Consider the following 17,685-nt stretch of genomic DNA (forward strand, 5'->3'; position numbering starts at 1 on the left):
TTCAGCAGGCCTCACGCCGCCGCGCTGGACGGCCGATTGCTCGACGCATTGAGATGCACGTCGCTCACATCCGGCAGATCCTCGAGGTGCCCCGCCGTCTCCGCGTCCAACAGGAAGTCGCGCCCCAGCAGCAGGCGCACGGTGCCGCCTTCCGGCAGCGCGGCATGCGCGATCACCGTGCAGCGGCCGCCACGATGCTCCGCCAGCTGCGCGGCCAGCGCCTGCATCCCCGCGGCGGAGGCGACCTGCGCTTCCACCTCGAAGCGCGCGTTGGTCATCAGCGCCTCGAACGGCTGCACGCGCTTGACGCTGACCCGCGGCATCTCCTCGCCCGGCCGGCGATCGAGTTCCACCGTGATGAGCGCGCAGCCGCCATTCTCGGCCGCCGCCTCCAGATCGGCGCAGACCGGATCGTCGAAGCAGGTGGCGACGAACTGGCCCGAGGCATCTGACAGGGTGGCCATCATGTAGCGCCGGCCCTTGGCGGAGGTGCGCCAGCGCGCTTCCTCCACCAGCACCGCCATGGTCGCGCCCGCCCGCGTGCCGTCCTCCGGAATGCGCAGCTCGGAAAGCGCGCCGAACTCGCGCGCGCCGTGCATCTCGGCCAGCCGCCGGTGCCGGTCCACCGGGTGCGCGGAGAAATAGAAGCCGAACGCCTCCTTTTCCTGCTCCATGCGCTGCGACAGGCTCCAGCGCACGTTCGCCGGCAGCTTGATCGGCGGCTCGGACGCTTCGGGCGATCCGAACAGCCCGCCCTGCCCGCTCGCCGCCGCCGCCTGCACCCGCGCCGCAGTCGCGAGGATCGTCTCGCACGAGGCGAACAGGCCGGCGCGGTTCAGGTCCAGCGCATCGAACGCGCCCGCCCCGGCCAAGCCTTCGAGCTGCCGCTTGTTGAGCAATCGCGGATCGACGCGGCGGGCGAAATCGTCGATGTCGCGGAACACGCCCTTGGCCTCGCGCTCGGCGACCAGCTTCTCCATCGCGCCCTCGCCCACGCCCTTCAGCGCGCCCAGCGCGTAGCGGACGGCGACGCCCTCCTCGCTCTGCTCTACCGAGAACTCCGCCTCGCTGGCGTTCACGCACGGCGGCAGCGCCTTGATCCCCGAACGGCGCATGTCGTCGGAGAAGATCGCCAGCTTGTCGGTGAGATGGATGTCGTAGCACATCGAGGCGGCGAAGAAGTCCGCCGGGTGATGCGCCTTCAGCCACGCCGTCTGGTACGCCAGCAGCGCATAGGCCGCGGCATGGCTCTTGTTGAAGCCATAGCCGGCGAACTTGTCGATCAGGTCGAACAGCTCGTTCGCCTTCTGCGCCGGAATATTGTGCGCGTCGGCACAGCCCTTCACGAAGGTGGAGCGCTGCGCGTCCATCTCCGCCTTCACCTTCTTGCCCATCGCGCGGCGCAGCAGGTCCGCGCCGCCCAGCGAATAGCCGGCCAGGATCTGCGCGGCCTGCATCACCTGTTCCTGGTAGACGAAGATGCCGTAGGTTTCGGACAGGATGCCTTCCAGCAGCGGGTGCGGATAGACGATCTCCTCCGTCCCCTGCTTGCGCCGGCCGAAGCTCGGGATGTTGTCCATCGGGCCGGGGCGGTAGAGCGAGACCAGCGCGATGATGTCGCCGAAATTGGTCGGCCGCACCGCGGACAGCGTGCGGCGCATGCCCTCCGATTCCAGCTGGAACACGCCCACCGTGTCGCCCTTCTGGAGCAGCTGGTACACGGCCTCGTCGTCCCAGCTCAGCCGGTCGAGATCGATGGTGATGCCCCGCTTCTTCAGCAGTTCCACCGCCTTTTTCAGCACCGACAGCGTCTTGAGGCCGAGAAAGTCGAACTTCACGAGGCCCGCACCTTCGACGAACTTCATGTCGAACTGCGTGACCGGCATGTCCGAGCGCGGATCGCGGTAGAGCGGCACCAGCTGGCTGAGCGGCCGGTCGCCGATCACCACGCCGGCGGCGTGCGTCGAGGAATGGCGCGGCAGCCCCTCCAGCTTCATCGCCAGGTCGAGCAGATGGCGCACCCGGCCGTCATTCCGGTACTCGGCGGCAAGCTCCGACACGCCGTTCAGCGCGCGGTCCAGCGTCCACGGATCGGTCGGGTGGTTCGGCACCAGCTTGGCCAGCCGATCCACCTGGCCATAGCTCATCTGGAGCACGCGGCCAGTATCCTTCAGCACCGCGCGCGCCTTCAGCTTACCGAAGGTGATGATCTGCGCCACCTGATCGCGGCCGTATTTCTCCTGCACGTAGCGGATCACCTCGCCACGCCGGGTTTCGCAGAAATCGATGTCGAAGTCGGGCATCGACACGCGTTCCGGGTTCAGGAAGCGCTCGAACAGCAGGCCCAGTTTCAGCGGATCGAGATCGGTGATGGTCAGCGCCCAGGCGACCACCGAGCCTGCACCCGAACCACGACCCGGGCCGACCGGAATGTCCTGTTCCTTGGCCCATTTGATGAAATCGGCGACGATCAGGAAATAGCCGGGAAAGCCCATCTGGACGATCACGTCCAGCTCGAAATCCAGCCGCTTGCGGTAGCTCGCCACCGCCTCGTCGTCGGCGATGCCCGCGAACTCCAGCCGTGCGGTGAGCCCCGCATGCGCATCCTCGCGCAGCTTGGCCGCCTCCCCCTCGCGGTCGCCGGCAAGGCTGGGCAGGATCGGCTTGCGATACGGCGCCATCACCGCACAGCGCTGCGCCACGACCAGCGTGTTCTCGATTGCCTCGGGCAAATCTTCGAACAGCCGGCGCATCTCGTCGGCCGGCTTCATCCACAGGTGCGGCGAGGAGCGCGGCCGATCCTCCGTTTCGACGTAGGTGGAGTTGGCGATGCACAGCATCGCGTCATGCGCCTCGCCGAAATCCTGATCGTCGAAACAGCACGGATTGGTCGCGACCAGCGGCAGGTTGCGGTCGTAGGCGAGATCGATCAGCGCGTCCTCCGCGCGCATCTCAACCTCGTTCTCGCGTCGGACGAGCTCGATGAACAGCCGGTCGCCGAACAACGCCTGCAGGCGGTCGGCATAGGCCAGTGCGCGGTCCGGCTGATCCTCGGCGAACAGCCGTGCCAGCGCGCCCTCGCCGCCCGCCGTCAGCGCCACCAGCCCGGCACCATGCGCTGCCAGCTTTTCGAAGAGGACATGCGGCGGCTGCTCCACCGGCCGGTCGAGATGCGCCGACGACACCAGGGCACACAGATTGTCGTAGCCGGCTTCATCCTGCGCGTAGAGGGCCAGCCAGTCGATCACCGGCTCGGCGCCCTCCGGCATGTCCGGCCGCGCGACCGCCAGCATGGTGCCCACCACCGGCTGGACGCCCTCCTTCTTGGCGCCATCGGAGAACGCCATGGCGGCATACAGGCCGTTGCGGTCGGTCAGGCCGGCGGCGGGAAAGCCGAGCTTGCGCGCGCGCTTGGCGATCGCCTTGGGATCGATGGCGCCGTCCAGCATCGTGTAAGCGGAAAAGATGCGAAGGGGCACGAAACCGGCGTGAGGCATCTTGGTCCTGTAGCGCATGGCGGCTTGATTCGACAGGCCGGGTGCGACGGATCGCTGTGGATAGCGGATGGTGGCTTCGGGGACGATGCCCCAAACACCGTGACGGAGCCGCAGATTTCTAACGGAACTCGCCGTTCCCCTCATCGTTACGGCCGGAGAACAAGAGGGAGCATCCGAAATGGCGACACGTGGTTTCGACGGCAGCCCGGCCGGGGCCGGCTGGGGCTGGATCCTGGCCTATGGCATTCTCTCGATCGTGCTCGGCATCTTCGCCTTCGCACAGCCGTTCGTGGCGACGCTTGCCGCAACGGCGGTGATCGGCTGGTTCTTCCTGATCGCCGGCGCGCTGTCGCTCGGGGCCGGCCTGTTCGGCAAGGGGTATGAAGGCCGCGGCTATGCCATCGGCTTCGGCGTGGTCAGCCTGGTGATCGGCCTCATCATGCTGTTCGATCCGCTGTCCGGCGCCTTGTCGCTGACCTTGGCGGTCACGGTCTGGCTAGGCGTGCGCGGGGTGATGGAGATCGTGCTCGGCGCCCGCATGCGTCGCGGCAAGGCGCTGATGATCGTGCTCGGCGTCGTCAACGTCCTGCTCGCGTTCCTGGTGCTGTGGTCGCTGCCGTTCAGCGCGCTGACCCTGCCGGGCTATATCCTGGGGATCAGCTTCCTGTTCGGCGGCGTGCCCGCCATCCTGGGCGGTCTGGCCCATCGCAAGGGAGCACCCGCCTTCGCCGCTCCGACCGCCTGATCGCGGCCGCCGGCAAAGGCTAGAGCAGCTTCTCGATGTCGCGGCGGATATCCTCGGGCTTGGTGGTGGGCGCATAGCGGTTCACCACCTGCCCGTCCCGGCCGACCAGGAACTTGGTGAAGTTCCACTTGATGCCCTCGGTGCCCAGCACGCCGGGCGCCTGCTTCTTCAGCTCGGCGAACAACGGATCGGCGCCTGCGCCGTTGACGTCGATCTTGGCGAAGACCGGAAAGGTCACGTCATAGGTCAGCGAGCAGAAGCTGGCGATCTCCGCGGCGTCGCCCGGCTCCTGCGCGCCGAACTGGTTGCACGGGAAACCCAGCACCGCAAAGCCGCGCTGCTCATAGGCGCGGTGCAATTCCTCCAGCCCGGCATATTGCGGCGTGAACCCGCATTTGGAGGCGGTGTTGACCAGCAGCAGCACCTTGCCGGCATAGGCGCCGAGATCCGCCGGCGTGCCGTCCGCCGCGCGTACCGTGAAGTCCGTGATCGCCGTCATGCATGCCTCGCCAGCAGGAATTGCAGGTTGGCCCGGACGCCGGGCCATTCGCGGTCGAGGATGGAATAAACCACGCTGTCGCGCAATCGCCCGTCGACGATCTGGTGCCCGCGCAGGATGCCGTCCCGTCTTGCACCCAGCCGCTCGATCGCCGCCTGGCTGCGCGTGTTCAGAAAGTCGGTGCGGATCTGCACGCACTGGCAGCCCAGCACGTCGAAGGCATGGGCCAGCAGCAGCAGCTTGGCCTCCGTGTTCACGCCCGTTCGCTGCACCGCGCGCGCATAGAAGGTGCCGCCGATCTCCAGCCGGCGGTGCTTTTCCGCCATTCGCAGGAAGCGGGTGGTGCCGACCACCTCGCCGCCCGGCAGGCACACCGCGAACAGCCGGGCGCGTCCGAACTCCTGCTCGGCAAAGCTCGCCGCAAGCCAGGCGTCGGCGTCCTTGAGCTGCGAGACGTTGGCGTAGAACGTGTCCCACAGATCGCCCGCCGCCGCCGCCGTCACCAGCGCCGCCTTGTCGTCGTGCCGCAAGGGGCGCAGCGAGACGTGGCGCCCCGAAAGCACCGGCGTCTCGCGCCAGGCGGTCACGCCAGCACGCCCTCGTGCAGCCGGACGACCCGGTCCATGCGGCCGGCCAGCCGCTCGTTATGGGTCGCGATCAGCGCCGCCGATCCTTCCTCGCGCACCAGGCGCAGGAACTCGGCCAGCACCACATCGGCGGTCCCCTCGTCGAGATTGCCGGTCGGCTCGTCCGCCAGGATCAGCGCCGGGCGGTTGGCCAGCGCGCGCGCCACCGCCACGCGCTGCTGCTCGCCGCCGGAAAGCTGGCTCGGCCGATGGCTCAGGCGATGGCCGACGCCCAGCGCGCTCAGCAGCGCCGTGGCGCGGGCATCGGCGTCGGGGCGCTCGGCACCATGGATCAGCTGCGGCAGGGCGACATTCTCCAGCGCGGAGAAATCCGGCAGCAGGTGGTGGAACTGGTACACGAAGCCCAGACGATCGCGCCGCATCACGGTGCGCCCATGCGCGTTGAGCTTGGCCGCTTCCTCCTCGGCAATGCGGATCGATCCGGCGAACCCGCCCTCCAGCAGGCCCACCGCCTGCAGGAGCGTCGACTTGCCGGAGCCGGACGGGCCCAGCAGCGCGACGATCTCCCCCGCCCCTACGGTCAGGTCCACGCCGCGCAACACGTGGATCGTCTCGCCGCCTTGGCTGAAGCTGCGCGACAGCCCGCGCGTCTCCAAGATGGGCGTGACCGCGTCGGACGCGGCGGAGCCGCGCCGGCCGCGCTCGCTCCTGCTCGCGTCACTCATAGCGCAGCACCTGCACCGGGTCCGTGCTCGCCGCCTTCAACGCCGGATAAACGGTTGCCAGAAACGTCATCAGCAACGTGATGAGCACAATGGCGACGATCTCCACCGGATTGGGCTTGGACGGCAGCTCCGTCAGATAGCGGATGGACGGATCCCACAGGTTCTGCCCGGTCACGAACTGCACGAAGTTCACCACCGCCTGGCGATAGAACAGGAACAGCGCGCCGAGCGCCAGCCCGGCGAGGATGCCCAGCACGCCGATCGTCGTGCCCACCGTCATGAAAATGCGCAGCAACGCCGCCCGGCTCGCGCCCATCGTGCGCAGGATGGCGATGTCGCGCGTCTTGGCGCGCACCAGCATGATCAGCGAACTGGCGATGTTGAAGGCCGCCACCAGGATGATGATGCACAGCACGGTGAACATCGCGACGCGCTCCACCGCCAGCGCATCGAACAGTTGCGCGTTCATCTGCTGCCAGTCCTGAATGGCCGCGCGGCCCTCGACCTTGCGCGCAAGGGGGCTGAGGATCTGGCGCACGCGATCGGCATTGTCGGTGTCGATGCGCACGATGCCCACTTCGTCGCCCATCAGCAGCAGCGTCTGCGCATCCTGCACCGGCATCAGCACATAGGCCTTGTCATAGTCGTAGACGCCGATCTCGAAGATCGCGCCCACGCGGTAGCTGACGATGCGCGGCACGGTGCCGAACGGGGTGGTCTGGCCTTGCGGGCTGAACAGCGAAATCTCGCTGCCCACCTCCGCGCCCAACGCTTCGGCCAGGCGGGAGCCGATCGCCACCTGCCCGCTGCCGTTGGTCAGCGCGCGAATGTCGCCGCCGACGATCTTGCCGGTGATGGTCGGGTTGGTGCGGATGTCCTCCACCCGCATGCCGCGCAGCAGCACCGCTTCGGCGCGCCCGTTATAGGTGGCGGCGAGCGGCTGCTCGATCATCGGCGTGGCGGAGGTGACGCCCGGCGTCGCGCGCGCCTGCCGCACGATCTCCTGCCAGTCCGGCAGGCGGCCGTTATAGCCCTGGATCACGGCATGGCCGTTCAGCCCGACGATCTTGTCGAACAGCTCCGCGCGAAAGCCGTTCATCACGCTCATCACGATCACCAGCGCCGCGACGCCCAGCATCACCGCACCCAGGCTGAAGCCCGCAACAAGGAGGATAAACGCCTCGCCCTTGCCGGGCAGGAGGTACCGCCGCGCGATCAGGCGTTCGTAGGAAGAAAGGAACATGGCGTGGGGGAAAGTCCGCCGGGTGATGGTCCCCCTGCTCTAGGCTGCGGTCCCGACGGGTGCAACCGCTGTGGCGGAATCGTCACAGCACGCGCGCAATCGTTTCGTTGCGGCCACATCTCTCATGACAAGAAGCTGTCGCTCGCCTAACAACACAATCACTGGGACACAGGCAAAGGCCGTGGTTCGGGGACAGCTTCAAGCTCCGCTTCGAAACGAAGCGTGCGGGCGGGAGCACAAGGGGGCTGACGAGCAATCGTCACGCAGGACGCCCGGGTTGCGATGAGCAGCCCGGGCGTTTGCGTTGGGGCGAAGGCGCAAAGCCGCCGATGCGAGCGAAGCAAGCATCGCCCCAACCGGCCGCCGGGCGGGCCTGCCCGCCCGAGCGACGGCGGCTTTGCCGACGTCGGGGCGAAGGCGCGAAGCCGGCGGGGTTCCGCCCTGATTGTCTGCGAACGGGTCCGCTCACTCGCCGCCCTTCACTCCCCCTGGCCCCCGCGAACGCCGGGGTCCATAGCTCCCCAAGCGCGACGCACAGGATCAGCCGCGCACCCGCCGCAAGGTGGATCCCGGCCTACGCCGGGATGACGGAACGGAAGAGGCCGCCGCCCTCTCACTCCCGCCACCCCGGCGAACGCCGGGGTCCATGGCTCGCAAGCGCGACGCACAGGATCAGGCACCCGCGGCAAGGTTAATCCCGGCCCCTTCGAGATGACGGGGCGAGGACCGGCATTCCGCTCTTTAACCAGAGCGCTCAGCTCGCCTCGCCCCCTCAGAACGCGAAGCTCACCGTCGCGCCATAGGTCCGCGGATCGCCCGGCTGGCCGACGATCAGGCCGGTGCTGCCCGACTGCGTCGCCAGCAGCTCAAAATAGTCCTGGTTGAACGCGTTGCGCAGCCAGGCGAACACGTTGATCCCGCCCTCTTCCTTGTAGCCCAGCCGGAAGTTGCTCAGCGAATAGCCGCCAATGTCGGTGTAGATCGACCGCGACGGGTTGGCCGAGAACTTCGAGCGATAGCTGCCCTCATAGCCGAGGTAGAAATTGCCCGGCAGCCCGGCAAACGCCGCCGGATGGTCGTATTCCGCACCGTACGAGAACGCCCATTTCGACACGCCCGGCAGGATCTGGCCGGAGACGTTGCAATTGGCCGGGCTGATCCCGCCCGGCGTCCCGGGCGCGCTGGCGGCCTGCCCCGCCGCCGCATTGGTGCCGCCGGACAGCTCCGGCGGGCACGGCGCGTCGGTGAAGCGCACGTATCTGGCATCGGTGAAGGTGCCGTTGGCATAGACGTTCAGCCGCTCGCTCGGCCGAAACGCGCTGTCGATTTCCACCCCGCGGGTGCGCACATGCGGCGCATTGGCCAGGTACCCGCGCAGCACGCCCAGCTGCCCGTTGGTGACGGTCGCCTGATAGTCGAAGATGTCGGTCCAGAACGCCGCCAGGTTCACGGTCGCACGCCGGTCGAGCAGCTGCGTCTTCAGCCCCAGCTCGTAATGGTTGACCTTTTCCGGCTTCACCGTCGCCGAGGACAGGATCGGGTTGTTGCCCGCATCCAGCGGCAGGCCCGACAGGTTGATGCCGCCCGACTTGTTGCTGCGCGCATAGGTGAGATAGCCGTGCACGTCGTCGCTGAAATCATAAGCGAGGTTGATGTCGCCGGTGACGTTCCAGTTGTCGAACTTCGGCTGGTAGCTTTGCGGCGCCAGCACGCCGCGCTGCGCGCTGGTCAGGGTCGTGCTGCCGGCGCCCGTCGTAACGAGGGAGAGGTAGTCGCCCTCCTTCTCGTCATAGTTCACCCGCAGACCGGGCGCGACCGAGAGCCGGTCGGTGACATGCCACGTCACCTTGCCGAACACCGCGGCCGAAATGTTGGTGAAGCCGATCGTGTTGCGCGCCGTCAGCCCTGCCGTACCCGCCGCGCTGAGGAACGCCGGCGCCGCCGCGCCCTGCACCTGCAGCCCTTGCGTGTCGATCGTCTGGTGGAAGAAGAAGGCGCCGACCACATAATCCAAGGCGCGCCGGCCGTTGGAGGCGGCGCGCAGTTCCTGCGTGAGCTGGCGCTGTTGCGACGGATTGGCCGACACGGTGGTCACCGGCAGGCCGATGAAGTCGCGGTCGTTCGACGGGTTCCAGTTCCAGAAGCGCCAGGCGGTGATCGAGGTCAGGGTCGCGGCTCCGACGTCCCAGTTGGCCGTCAGCGACAGGCCGCCGAGCGATTGCCTGGCCTGAAGCGGCGTGTCGACATCGGTGATGCGGTCGAACGGATCGGTCGACGGCACGGCATAGCCCTGGGCCGCCGCCAATGCCGCATATTGCCGCGCGAGCGGCCGCTGCGTCGCGCCGACCCGCGCATAATATTGCACGCAGCAGCGCGGGTTCTGCCGATTATAGTCGCCGGCGAACGTCACATCCAGGTTCGGCGCGGCGCGCCACAGGATCTGCGTCTTGAGGCCGAGATTGTCCTGGCTGTTCTGCCATTCGTCGGCACGCAGATTGTAGATCGTGCCCCGCCGCGTGGTGAGCGAGCCGGACAGGCGGATGGCGATCTGGTCGGCCACCAGCGGGCCGGACACCGAGCCCTTGGCCTGGAAGAAATCGTAGTTTCCGCCGGACAGCTCCACCCGCGCTTCGGGCTCGAAGCTCGGCGCACGGCTGATGATGTTGATCGCGCCCGCCGTGGTGTTCTTGCCGTACAAAGTGCCCTGCGGCCCGCGAAGCACCTCGATCCGCTGCGTGTCGGTGAAGTCGAACGTCGCCGACGCGATGCGGCTGTAATAGACGCCGTCCACATAGATGCCGACGCCCTGCTCGATCCCGTCGTTGGTTAAACCGAACGGCGCGCCCAGGCCGCGGATGTTCGCCGCCGAATTGCGCGGGTTGGTGGAGTAGAATTGCAGGCTCGGCTGCAATTGGGTGAGCCGGTTGACGTTGTAGGCGCCGGTTTCCGCCAGCGCCGTGCCGCCGATCACCGAAATCGCGATCGGCACCCGCTGCACCGACTCGCTGCGCCGCCGCGCGGTGACGACGATGTCGCCCCCGCCCTGCTGCGCCGCACCGAGCCGCCCGGGTACGGGCTCGGCATCCTCCTGTGCGGCGGGCGGCGTGGTCGTCTGCACGTCGGGCCCGGCGGTCGGGGGTGCCGGCGCGGGACTGGCGGCGATCTGCAGCGCGAGCAGAAGCGTAGCCGGAGCGGTCATCGTCGAATCTCCCTCTTCGGGGAGCAATCTCCACTACTTTGCTCGGATATCAGCCGGCTGCATTCTTTGTGCGGCGATAGTTGCGCTTCGTCGCATTTGGTGCCGCTCCGGCCCTTGAAACGCGCGACCTCCTTCCCACATTGTGAAGCGTACGGCGCCACACAGGGCCGTGCCGACGAGGTGTCGCGCAGCAAGCGGGCGCCTCTCGCATCATCTCGCTTAGCAATGAGGAGAGACCAACATGCGTCAGTTCGATCTTACCCCGTTCCGCCGCTCCACCATCGGTTTCGACCGCCTGTTCGACATGCTCGAAACCAGCGCGCGGCAGCAGGCGGCGGACAATTACCCGCCCTTCAACCTCGAGCGCCTCGCCGAGGACCGTTACCGCATCACGCTCGCGGTGGCCGGGTTCGGCCGTGACGAGATCGAGATCGTCGCGCAGCAGAACCTGCTGACGGTGAAGGGCAAGAAGGAAGACAAGGACGCCCAGGGCGGCGCCTTTCTTCACCTCGGCATCGCCAATCGCAGCTTCGAGCGCCGCTTCGAGCTGGCCGATTTCGTCCGGGTGGACGACGCTCGGCTGAACGACGGTCTGCTGATCGTCGATCTGGTGCGCGAAGTGCCCGAAGCGATGAAGCCCAAGACGATCGCGATCAAGACGGGCGCTCCGCTCGCCGCGATCGACGGCGGCCAGGTCGACGCCCAGTCGCAGGCCGCCTAAGAGGTCGGCGCGTTTAGCTCCCTTTCACGCGCCGCGAGGGCGTCCGGGCCGAACGGCTCGGGCGCCCTTCCTTTTTGCCAATCACCGTTCGTCTCGAGTAGCCGTCGAGCTTGTCGAGATGACGTATCGAGAGATCGCGCCGTGCGGAATCTCTCGACACAGGCTCTCGACAAGCTCGATCCTTACTCGAGACGAACGGTTTGGGCCTCAAACCAGCCGGCTCTGCCGCACCGCCGCCTCGATGAAGCTCTTGAACAGCGGGTGCGGGTCGAACGGCTTGCTCTTCAGCTCCGGGTGGAACTGCACGCCGACGAACCACGGATGGTCCGGCCGCTCGACGATCTCGGGCAGCGTGCCGTCCGGCGACATGCCGCTGAACACCAGCCCCGTCTTCTCCAGCGGCTCGCGATAGGCGGTGTTCACCTCGTAGCGATGACGATGCCGCTCCGAAATGTCGGTCGAGCCGTAGATCGAGGCGACCACCGAATTGCCGGCAAGCTTGGCGTCGTACGCGCCCAGCCGCATGGTGCCGCCCAGGTCGCCTTCGGCCTCGCGCTTCTCCAGCCCCTCGCGGCCCATCCATTCGGTGATCATCCCGACCACCGGCTCCTTCGTTTCGCCGAACTCGGTCGAGGAGGCGTTGGGCACGCCGGCCAGGTTCCGCATGCCCTCGACGCACGCCATCTGCATGCCGAAGCAGATGCCGAAATAGGGGATCTCCCGCTCGCGCGCGAAACGCACGCTGGCGATCTTGCCCTCCGCCCCACGCTCGCCGAACGCGCCGGGCACCAGGATCGCGTGGCACGGCTCCAGCCGGGCGGCGATGTCGCTTTCCTCGCCTTCGAACAGCTCGGCATCGATCCACTGGATGTTCACCTTGACGCGGTTGGCGATGCCGCCATGCGTCAGCGCCTCGTTCAGCGACTTGTAGGCATCCGGCAGGCCGACATATTTGCCGACCACGCCCACCGTCACCTCGCCCTCCGGATTGGCGACCCGGTCCATGATGTCGGTCCAGCGCGACAGGTCCGGCGTGCCTTCCGGCTCGATGCCGAACGCGCGCAGCACTTCGCTGTCCAGCCCCTCGGCATGGTATTGCAGCGGCACCGAATAGATCGACCTAGCATCCAGCGCCGCGATCACCGCTTCGCGGCGCACGTTACAGAACTGCGCGATCTTGGCGCGCTCGGTCGCGGGCAGCGGATGCTCGCAACGGCAGACCAGCACGTCCGGGGCGACGCCCAGTGCGGAAATCTCGCGCACCGAATGCTGCGTCGGCTTTGTCTTCAGCTCGCCCGCCGCGGCGATGTACGGCACCAGCGTCAGGTGCACGCTGATCGACTGGCCGCGGCCCAGATCGTTCTTCAGCTGGCGGATCGCCTCGATGAAGGGCAGCGACTCGATGTCGCCCACCGTGCCGCCGATCTCGCACAACACGAAGTCGAGCCCGTCGACATCGTCCAGCGCGAACGCCTTGATCGCATCCGTCACGTGCGGGATCACCTGCACCGTCGCGCCCAGATACTCGCCGCGCCGCTCGCGCCGGATGATCGTCTGGTAGATGCGCCCGGAGGTGACGTTGTCGGACTGGTGCGCCGCCACGCCGGTGAAGCGCTCGTAATGGCCGAGGTCGAGGTCGGTCTCCGCCCCGTCGTCGGTCACGAACACCTCGCCGTGCTGATACGGGCTCATCGTGCCCGGATCGACGTTGAGATAGGGATCGAACTTGCGGATGCGGACCTTGTAGCCGCGCGCCTGGAGCAGCGCCGCGAGGGAGGCCGCCATGAGGCCCTTGCCGAGCGAGGAAACCACGCCGCCGGTGATGAAGATGAACCGCGCCATGGGAGGAATCGCCTAGCTTGAATGGGGCACGCACGGCAAGCGCCCGGTTCTCCCGAGCGTGCCGATGGAACGACGAACCGGTGCGTTTATTGCGCGAGCGGGACCGAGCTGTTGCCGCCCGTCGCCGGCGCCGACTCGTTGCCGGCCGCGACACCGGCGGCGCCGGAGAACGGGCCCACGCCCGTGCCGCCCGACAGCGGCCCCTCGCCCGGGGCCGAGCGCGGCGCGGGCTGCGCGCCGGGGGCGACCGGCTTGATCGAATTGGGATCGATTGTGCTGGTCCCGCGCGTGGACGCCATCACCGCCAGCACGATGGACATAACGATGAACAAGGTCGCGAGCGTCGCCGTGGCGCGCGTCAGGAAGTCCGCCGCGCCGCGCGCCGACATCAGCCCGGACGGGCTGCCGCCGGTGGTCAGCCCGCCGCCTTCCGACTTCTGCATCAGGATCACCGCAACGAGCAGCGCCGCGATGATCGCGTGGACGACGAGCAGAAAGGTGAACAGCATCGGTGCGGGGCAGACCTGGTGTGGGAGGGGAAGGCGCGCACATAAGCGAGCCGGCCGCAGCGATCAACCGCCAAGCCCCTCGGGCGTCAGACATTTCGCCTCCGCACTGAAACCGAAACGTGAACGGCGGCGTTAAGACCGTCACTTGGTGCAAGCCATTCTCAAGGCAGGTAGGTGACGTGACATTAGCCATCGACCGATCTCTGGGATCCTGGATGAACACGCTGGTGGACTATGTCCGTTCCGGCGAACCCGATCTGACCAATCGCCAGATGGCGCTGCTGCTGGTGGTGTATCTCAATCCCGGTCCCCACACGGTGCGGGGCCTGGCCCGCGCGCTCAACGTTTCGAAGCCGGTGGTCACGCGCGCCTTGAACAGGCTCGGGTCGCTCGGCTATCTGCGCCGCCAACGTGACGACACGGACAAGCGCAACATCTTCGTGGCGCGTACCTCCGAAGGGGCAGAGTTTCTTGAAGAATTCGGTCAGTTCATCGGCGATGCCGAACAGCCCGTCGCTCGGGCAGGCAACGCGTAAGAGTTTCGCGCTGACCGGACGCTCGCGTGCCTTTGATCGCCGTACCCAGGCGGTGCGCGCGGACATTGCGGACGTCCGCCTCGCCGATCAGGTGTTCGCGCCCCATTATGCCGCGCCCATGCCGCTCGTGCTGACCGCCGCCGCCGCCCTTGTCGAGCGTCCTTCGGCGGATGCCGAAATGCTCGCGCAACTCGCTGCGGGAGACGTGTTCGAAGCGCTGGATTTCGCCGGCGGCCATGCCTGGGGCATCGCGCCGGGCAAGGGGCTGGTCGGCTATCTCCCGCTCTCCGCATTGGGCCGGGGCGCGGCATGAGCATCAGCGTCTTCATCGACGGCGCGGCCGGCACCACCGGGCTGGAGATCCGCGAGCGGCTGGCCGGGCGCGACCGGATCGAGATCGTCACCCTGCCCGACGACAAGCGCAAGGACGCCGCCGCGCGCGCCGAGGCGTTGAACGACAGCCAGTTCGTGATCCTCTGCCTGCCCGACGAGGCGGCACGCGAGGCGGTGTCCCTCATCGCCAACCCGCACACGCGGGTGATCGACGCGTCCACCGCGTTCCGGGTCGCGCCGGACTGGACCTATGGCTTTCCCGAGCTGGAACCCAGCCAGCAGGCCGCCGTCGCCGAGGCGAGCCGCGTCAGCAATCCCGGCTGCTATCCCACCGGCTTTCTGGCGCTGGTTCGCCCGCTGATCCGCGCCGGGATGATCCCGGTGGACTGGCCGCTGACGGTCAACGCCATGTCGGGCTATTCGGGCGGCGGCAAGGCGATGATCGCCGAGTTCGAGGGGGCAGACCGTGCCCCGGCCGCCCGCCCCTATGCCCTGTCGCTGGCGCACAAGCATCTGCCCGAGATGCAGAAGCATGCCCGCATCGAGCACCCGCCGATCTTCCAGCCGTCCGTGGTCAACACCTATCGCGGGATGATCGTGGAAGTGCCGCTGCCGCTGCACGCCTTTCACCGCCGGCCGAGCCTGGAGGCGGTCGAATCGGCGCTGCGCGACGCCTACAAGGACAGTCCGCTGATCGCGGTGGCGGACGGCGATGTCGGCACCGTCTCGATCGAGGACGATGCCGGTACCGATCGGCTGACCGTGCGCGTGTCCGGCAATCCGGCGACCGGACAGGCGCTGCTGATCGCCACGCTCGACAATCTCGGCAAGGGCGCGGCCGGCGCGGCGGTGCAGAACCTCAACATCATGGCCGGGCTTGATCCGGTCGCCGGGCTGGTGCTCTAGGCACGCAGCGTTATTCGGCTGCGGCCGTTTGGGAAAGGACACACGCATGGAGCGCAAGCCCGTAGGCAAGCTGCTGCTGTTCGGCGCAACGGGCGATCTGGCGCGGCGCATGCTGCTGCCCTCGCTCTACGGCCTGCATGCCGATGGCCTGCTGCCGGAAGGGCTGACGATCACCGGCTCGGCGCGCAGCGACCTGGACGACAAGGGCTTCCGTGCCTTCACCCGCAAGGCGCTCGACCAGTTCCTGTCGGAGGACCGCAAGAACGAGTCGGCGCTGGCCGGCTTCCTCGACCGGCTCGACTTCCAGGCCGCCGACCTGTCGGACGAGAGCACGTTCCAGGCGCTGGCCGACAAGGTGGGCGACGTTGCCGGCGGGCTCGCCATCTTCCTGTCCACCGCCCCGTCGCTATTCGAGCCGGCGGTGAAAGGCCTGCAGAAGGTCGGGCTGGCCGGCGAAACGGTGCGCATCGGCCTGGAAAAGCCGCTCGGCTACGATCTTCCTTCCAGCCGCGAGATCAACGACACGGTGGCCGCGGTCTTCCCGGAGGAGCGCATCTTCCGCATCGACCATTATCTCGGCAAGGAGACGGTGCAGAACATCCTGACGCTGCGCTTCGGCAACAGCTTCTTCGAGCCGGTGTGGAGCGCGCAAGGGATCGACAACGTCCAGATCACCATCGCCGAGACGGTCGGGCTGGAGGATCGCGCCGGATATTACGAGGGCGCCGGCGCGCTGCGCGACATGGTGACCAACCACATGCTCCAGCTGCTCGCGCTGATCGCGATGGAGCCGCCGGCCCGCTATGACGGCACCGCGATCCGCGACGAAAAGGCCAAGGTGTTCCGCTCGCTCCGCCTCATGAAGCCGGAGGAAGTGCCGCATTACACCGTCACCGGCCAGTATGTCGGCGGCGCGGTGAAGGGCGAGATCGTCAAGGGCTATGACGAGGAGCTCGGCAAGGATTCCGATGTCGAGACCTTTGTCGCGATCAAGGCCTTTGTCGACAACTGGCGCTGGCAGGGCGTGCCCTTCTACATCCGCACCGGCAAGCGCATGGCCGTGCGCCGCTCGGAGATCGCCGTCCAGTTCAAGCCGGTGCCGCACTCCATGTTCTCCGGCCGCGGCGGGCTGCTGCAGCCCAACACGCTCGTCATCCGCCTACAGCCGGAGGAATATATCGAGCTGCTGGTGATGGCCAAGGAGCCGGGGCTGGATCGCGAGGGCGTGCGCCTGCGCGAGGTGCCGCTGAAGCTCAGCCTCGACGCCGAATTCGCCGGCACCCGCCGCCGCATCGCCTATGAGCGGCTGCTGCTCGACCTGATCGAAGGCGATCCCACCCTGTTCGTCCGTCGCGACGAGGTGGAGGCGCAATGGACCTGGACCGATGCGATCCGCGCCGGCTGGGACGCGAACCGCACCAAGCCGAGACACTATCCCGCCGGCACCTGGGGCCCGGCCGCCTCCATCGCGCTGACCGAGCGCGACGGCGTCACCTGGCAGGACGATTGAGCGATCCCCTGCCCCGTCCCACGAATACGAAAGAGAAGAACATGTCCGAAGAGATCGAATGGTGGGACTATGAGGATGCCGAGGAGATGGCGGACGCCGTCGCCGGCGACATCCAGTTCATCCTGGACAGCGCGATCGACGCGCGCGGCGCCGCCGTTATCGCCTTGTCGGGCGGCAAGACGCCGATCCCGATCTACGAGCGGCTGACCCAGGCCAGGATCGACTGGAAGCGGGTGACGATCATCCCCACCGACGAGCGCGTGGTGCCGCTGGGCGACCCGTTGTCCAACATCACCATGATCGGCAAGGCGTTCCTTCCCAAGGGCGCGCGGGTGATGCCGATCGTGCCGCAGGCCACTGCCGACTACAAGGCGGCGGGCCGCTCCGCCGATGCGCTGATGCAGGACCTGCACTGGCCGCTCGACCTGTGCCTGCTCGGCGTCGGCGCGGACGGGCACACCGCCTCGATCTTCCCCGGCCCGGACTTCGACGAAGCCGTCTCCGGCCCGCGCGAACGTCGCGCGCTGGGTGTCCTGCCGGAGCCGCTGCCGAAGGAAGCGCCGGTGCCGCGCGTCACCTTGAGCCGCGCCGCCATCGTCTCCGCCCGCGCGCTGATGCTGGCCGTCACCGGCGACGCCAAGAAGCAGGTGATCGAACAGGCGATCAAGCAGGGCCCCTCCTCGCCGCATCCGATCGGCCGCGTGCTCGCCGATGCCGAGCTGCCCGTCGACATCCACTGGGCGCCCTGACCCCACTCACCCCCTCCCGTTCGTGTCGAGGGAAGTCGAGAAGCCGCACACAGGTGTCTCCACTTCGCTCGACACGAACGGTGA

Annotated in this window: 15 protein-coding genes; 7 read left to right on the forward strand and 8 right to left on the reverse strand. The window is 67.7% G+C overall.

The window, feature by feature from the left end; translation table 11 throughout:
- Positions 1 to 11 precede the first annotated feature (11 nt).
- Complete coding sequence (gene dnaE, locus DVW87_RS09090) at positions 12 to 3,497, reverse strand: DNA polymerase III subunit alpha (RefSeq protein WP_114688161.1); 3,486 nt, start codon at positions 3,495 to 3,497, stop codon at positions 12 to 14.
- Between the two features lie 178 nt (positions 3,498 to 3,675).
- On the opposite strand from dnaE, the gene DVW87_RS09095 reads away from it, so the two are divergent.
- Positions 3,676 to 4,242: an HdeD family acid-resistance protein gene (locus DVW87_RS09095; protein ID WP_114687474.1), complete on the forward strand. Its 567-nt coding sequence runs from the start codon at positions 3,676 to 3,678 to the stop codon at positions 4,240 to 4,242.
- Positions 4,243 to 4,261: 19 nt separating this feature from the next.
- Here DVW87_RS09095 and DVW87_RS09100 read toward each other — a convergent pair whose 3' ends face one another.
- From DVW87_RS09100 to DVW87_RS09120, 5 genes are all read right to left on the reverse strand, one after another.
- On the reverse strand, positions 4,262 to 4,741 hold the full coding sequence (locus DVW87_RS09100) for a glutathione peroxidase (RefSeq protein ID WP_114687475.1): 480 nt from the start codon (positions 4,739 to 4,741) through the stop codon (positions 4,262 to 4,264).
- The gene (locus DVW87_RS09105) at positions 4,738 to 5,328 is read right to left on the reverse strand and encodes a GNAT family N-acetyltransferase (protein ID WP_114687476.1); all 591 of its coding nucleotides are present in this window, start codon (positions 5,326 to 5,328) and stop codon (positions 4,738 to 4,740) included. The genes DVW87_RS09100 and DVW87_RS09105 overlap by 4 nt, the downstream gene beginning before the upstream one ends.
- A complete protein-coding gene (locus DVW87_RS09110) occupies positions 5,325 to 6,053 on the reverse strand; it encodes an ABC transporter ATP-binding protein (RefSeq protein WP_114687477.1) in 729 nt (242 codons plus the stop codon). The genes DVW87_RS09105 and DVW87_RS09110 overlap by 4 nt, the downstream gene beginning before the upstream one ends.
- Entirely contained in the window at positions 6,046 to 7,296 is a 1,251-nt protein-coding gene (locus DVW87_RS09115; protein WP_114687478.1) for a lipoprotein-releasing ABC transporter permease subunit, read from the reverse strand. Before DVW87_RS09115 ends, DVW87_RS09110 begins: the two co-directional genes overlap by 8 nt.
- Before the next feature lie 772 nt (positions 7,297 to 8,068).
- Positions 8,069 to 10,495, reverse strand: coding sequence for a TonB-dependent receptor (locus DVW87_RS09120; protein ID WP_114687479.1), 2,427 nt, complete (start codon positions 10,493 to 10,495; stop codon positions 8,069 to 8,071).
- 241 nt (positions 10,496 to 10,736) lie between these two features.
- Here DVW87_RS09120 and DVW87_RS09125 point away from each other — a divergent pair, with 241 nt between their 5' ends.
- On the forward strand, positions 10,737 to 11,216 hold the full coding sequence (locus DVW87_RS09125; RefSeq protein ID WP_114687480.1) for an Hsp20 family protein: 480 nt from the start codon (positions 10,737 to 10,739) through the stop codon (positions 11,214 to 11,216).
- A 207-nt stretch (positions 11,217 to 11,423) separates the two neighbouring features.
- Here DVW87_RS09125 and DVW87_RS09130 read toward each other — a convergent pair whose 3' ends face one another.
- Positions 11,424 to 13,058 (reverse strand): CTP synthase, encoded by a 1,635-nt coding sequence (locus tag DVW87_RS09130; protein ID WP_114687481.1) that lies wholly within the window; start codon positions 13,056 to 13,058, stop codon positions 11,424 to 11,426.
- Positions 13,059 to 13,144: 86 nt separating this feature from the next.
- Positions 13,145 to 13,564, reverse strand: coding sequence for a preprotein translocase subunit SecG (secG, locus tag DVW87_RS09135; protein WP_114688162.1), 420 nt, complete (start codon positions 13,562 to 13,564; stop codon positions 13,145 to 13,147).
- A 218-nt stretch (positions 13,565 to 13,782) separates the two neighbouring features.
- Here secG and DVW87_RS09140 point away from each other — a divergent pair, with 218 nt between their 5' ends.
- The 5 genes from DVW87_RS09140 to pgl are packed head-to-tail and all read left to right on the forward strand — an operon-like array spanning position 13,783 to position 17,601.
- Entirely contained in the window at positions 13,783 to 14,103 is a 321-nt protein-coding gene (locus tag DVW87_RS09140) for a MarR family transcriptional regulator (protein ID WP_114687482.1), read from the forward strand.
- The gene (locus tag DVW87_RS09145) at positions 14,066 to 14,416 is read left to right on the forward strand and encodes an SH3 domain-containing protein (RefSeq protein WP_239017836.1); all 351 of its coding nucleotides are present in this window, start codon (positions 14,066 to 14,068) and stop codon (positions 14,414 to 14,416) included. The genes DVW87_RS09140 and DVW87_RS09145 overlap by 38 nt, the downstream gene beginning before the upstream one ends.
- The gene (gene argC, locus DVW87_RS09150) at positions 14,413 to 15,342 is read left to right on the forward strand and encodes an N-acetyl-gamma-glutamyl-phosphate reductase (RefSeq protein ID WP_114687483.1); all 930 of its coding nucleotides are present in this window, start codon (positions 14,413 to 14,415) and stop codon (positions 15,340 to 15,342) included. Before DVW87_RS09145 ends, argC begins: the two co-directional genes overlap by 4 nt.
- 46 nt (positions 15,343 to 15,388) lie before the next feature.
- Complete coding sequence (zwf, locus tag DVW87_RS09155) at positions 15,389 to 16,852, forward strand: glucose-6-phosphate dehydrogenase (RefSeq protein ID WP_114687484.1); 1,464 nt, start codon at positions 15,389 to 15,391, stop codon at positions 16,850 to 16,852.
- A 41-nt stretch (positions 16,853 to 16,893) separates the two neighbouring features.
- Positions 16,894 to 17,601 (forward strand): 6-phosphogluconolactonase, encoded by a 708-nt coding sequence (gene pgl, locus DVW87_RS09160; protein WP_114687485.1) that lies wholly within the window; start codon positions 16,894 to 16,896, stop codon positions 17,599 to 17,601.
- The last annotated feature ends 84 nt before the right edge of the window (positions 17,602 to 17,685 follow it).

The organism is Sphingomonas aracearum (assembly GCF_003345355.1).
GTDB classification, from domain to species: domain Bacteria; phylum Pseudomonadota; class Alphaproteobacteria; order Sphingomonadales; family Sphingomonadaceae; genus Sphingomonas; species Sphingomonas aracearum.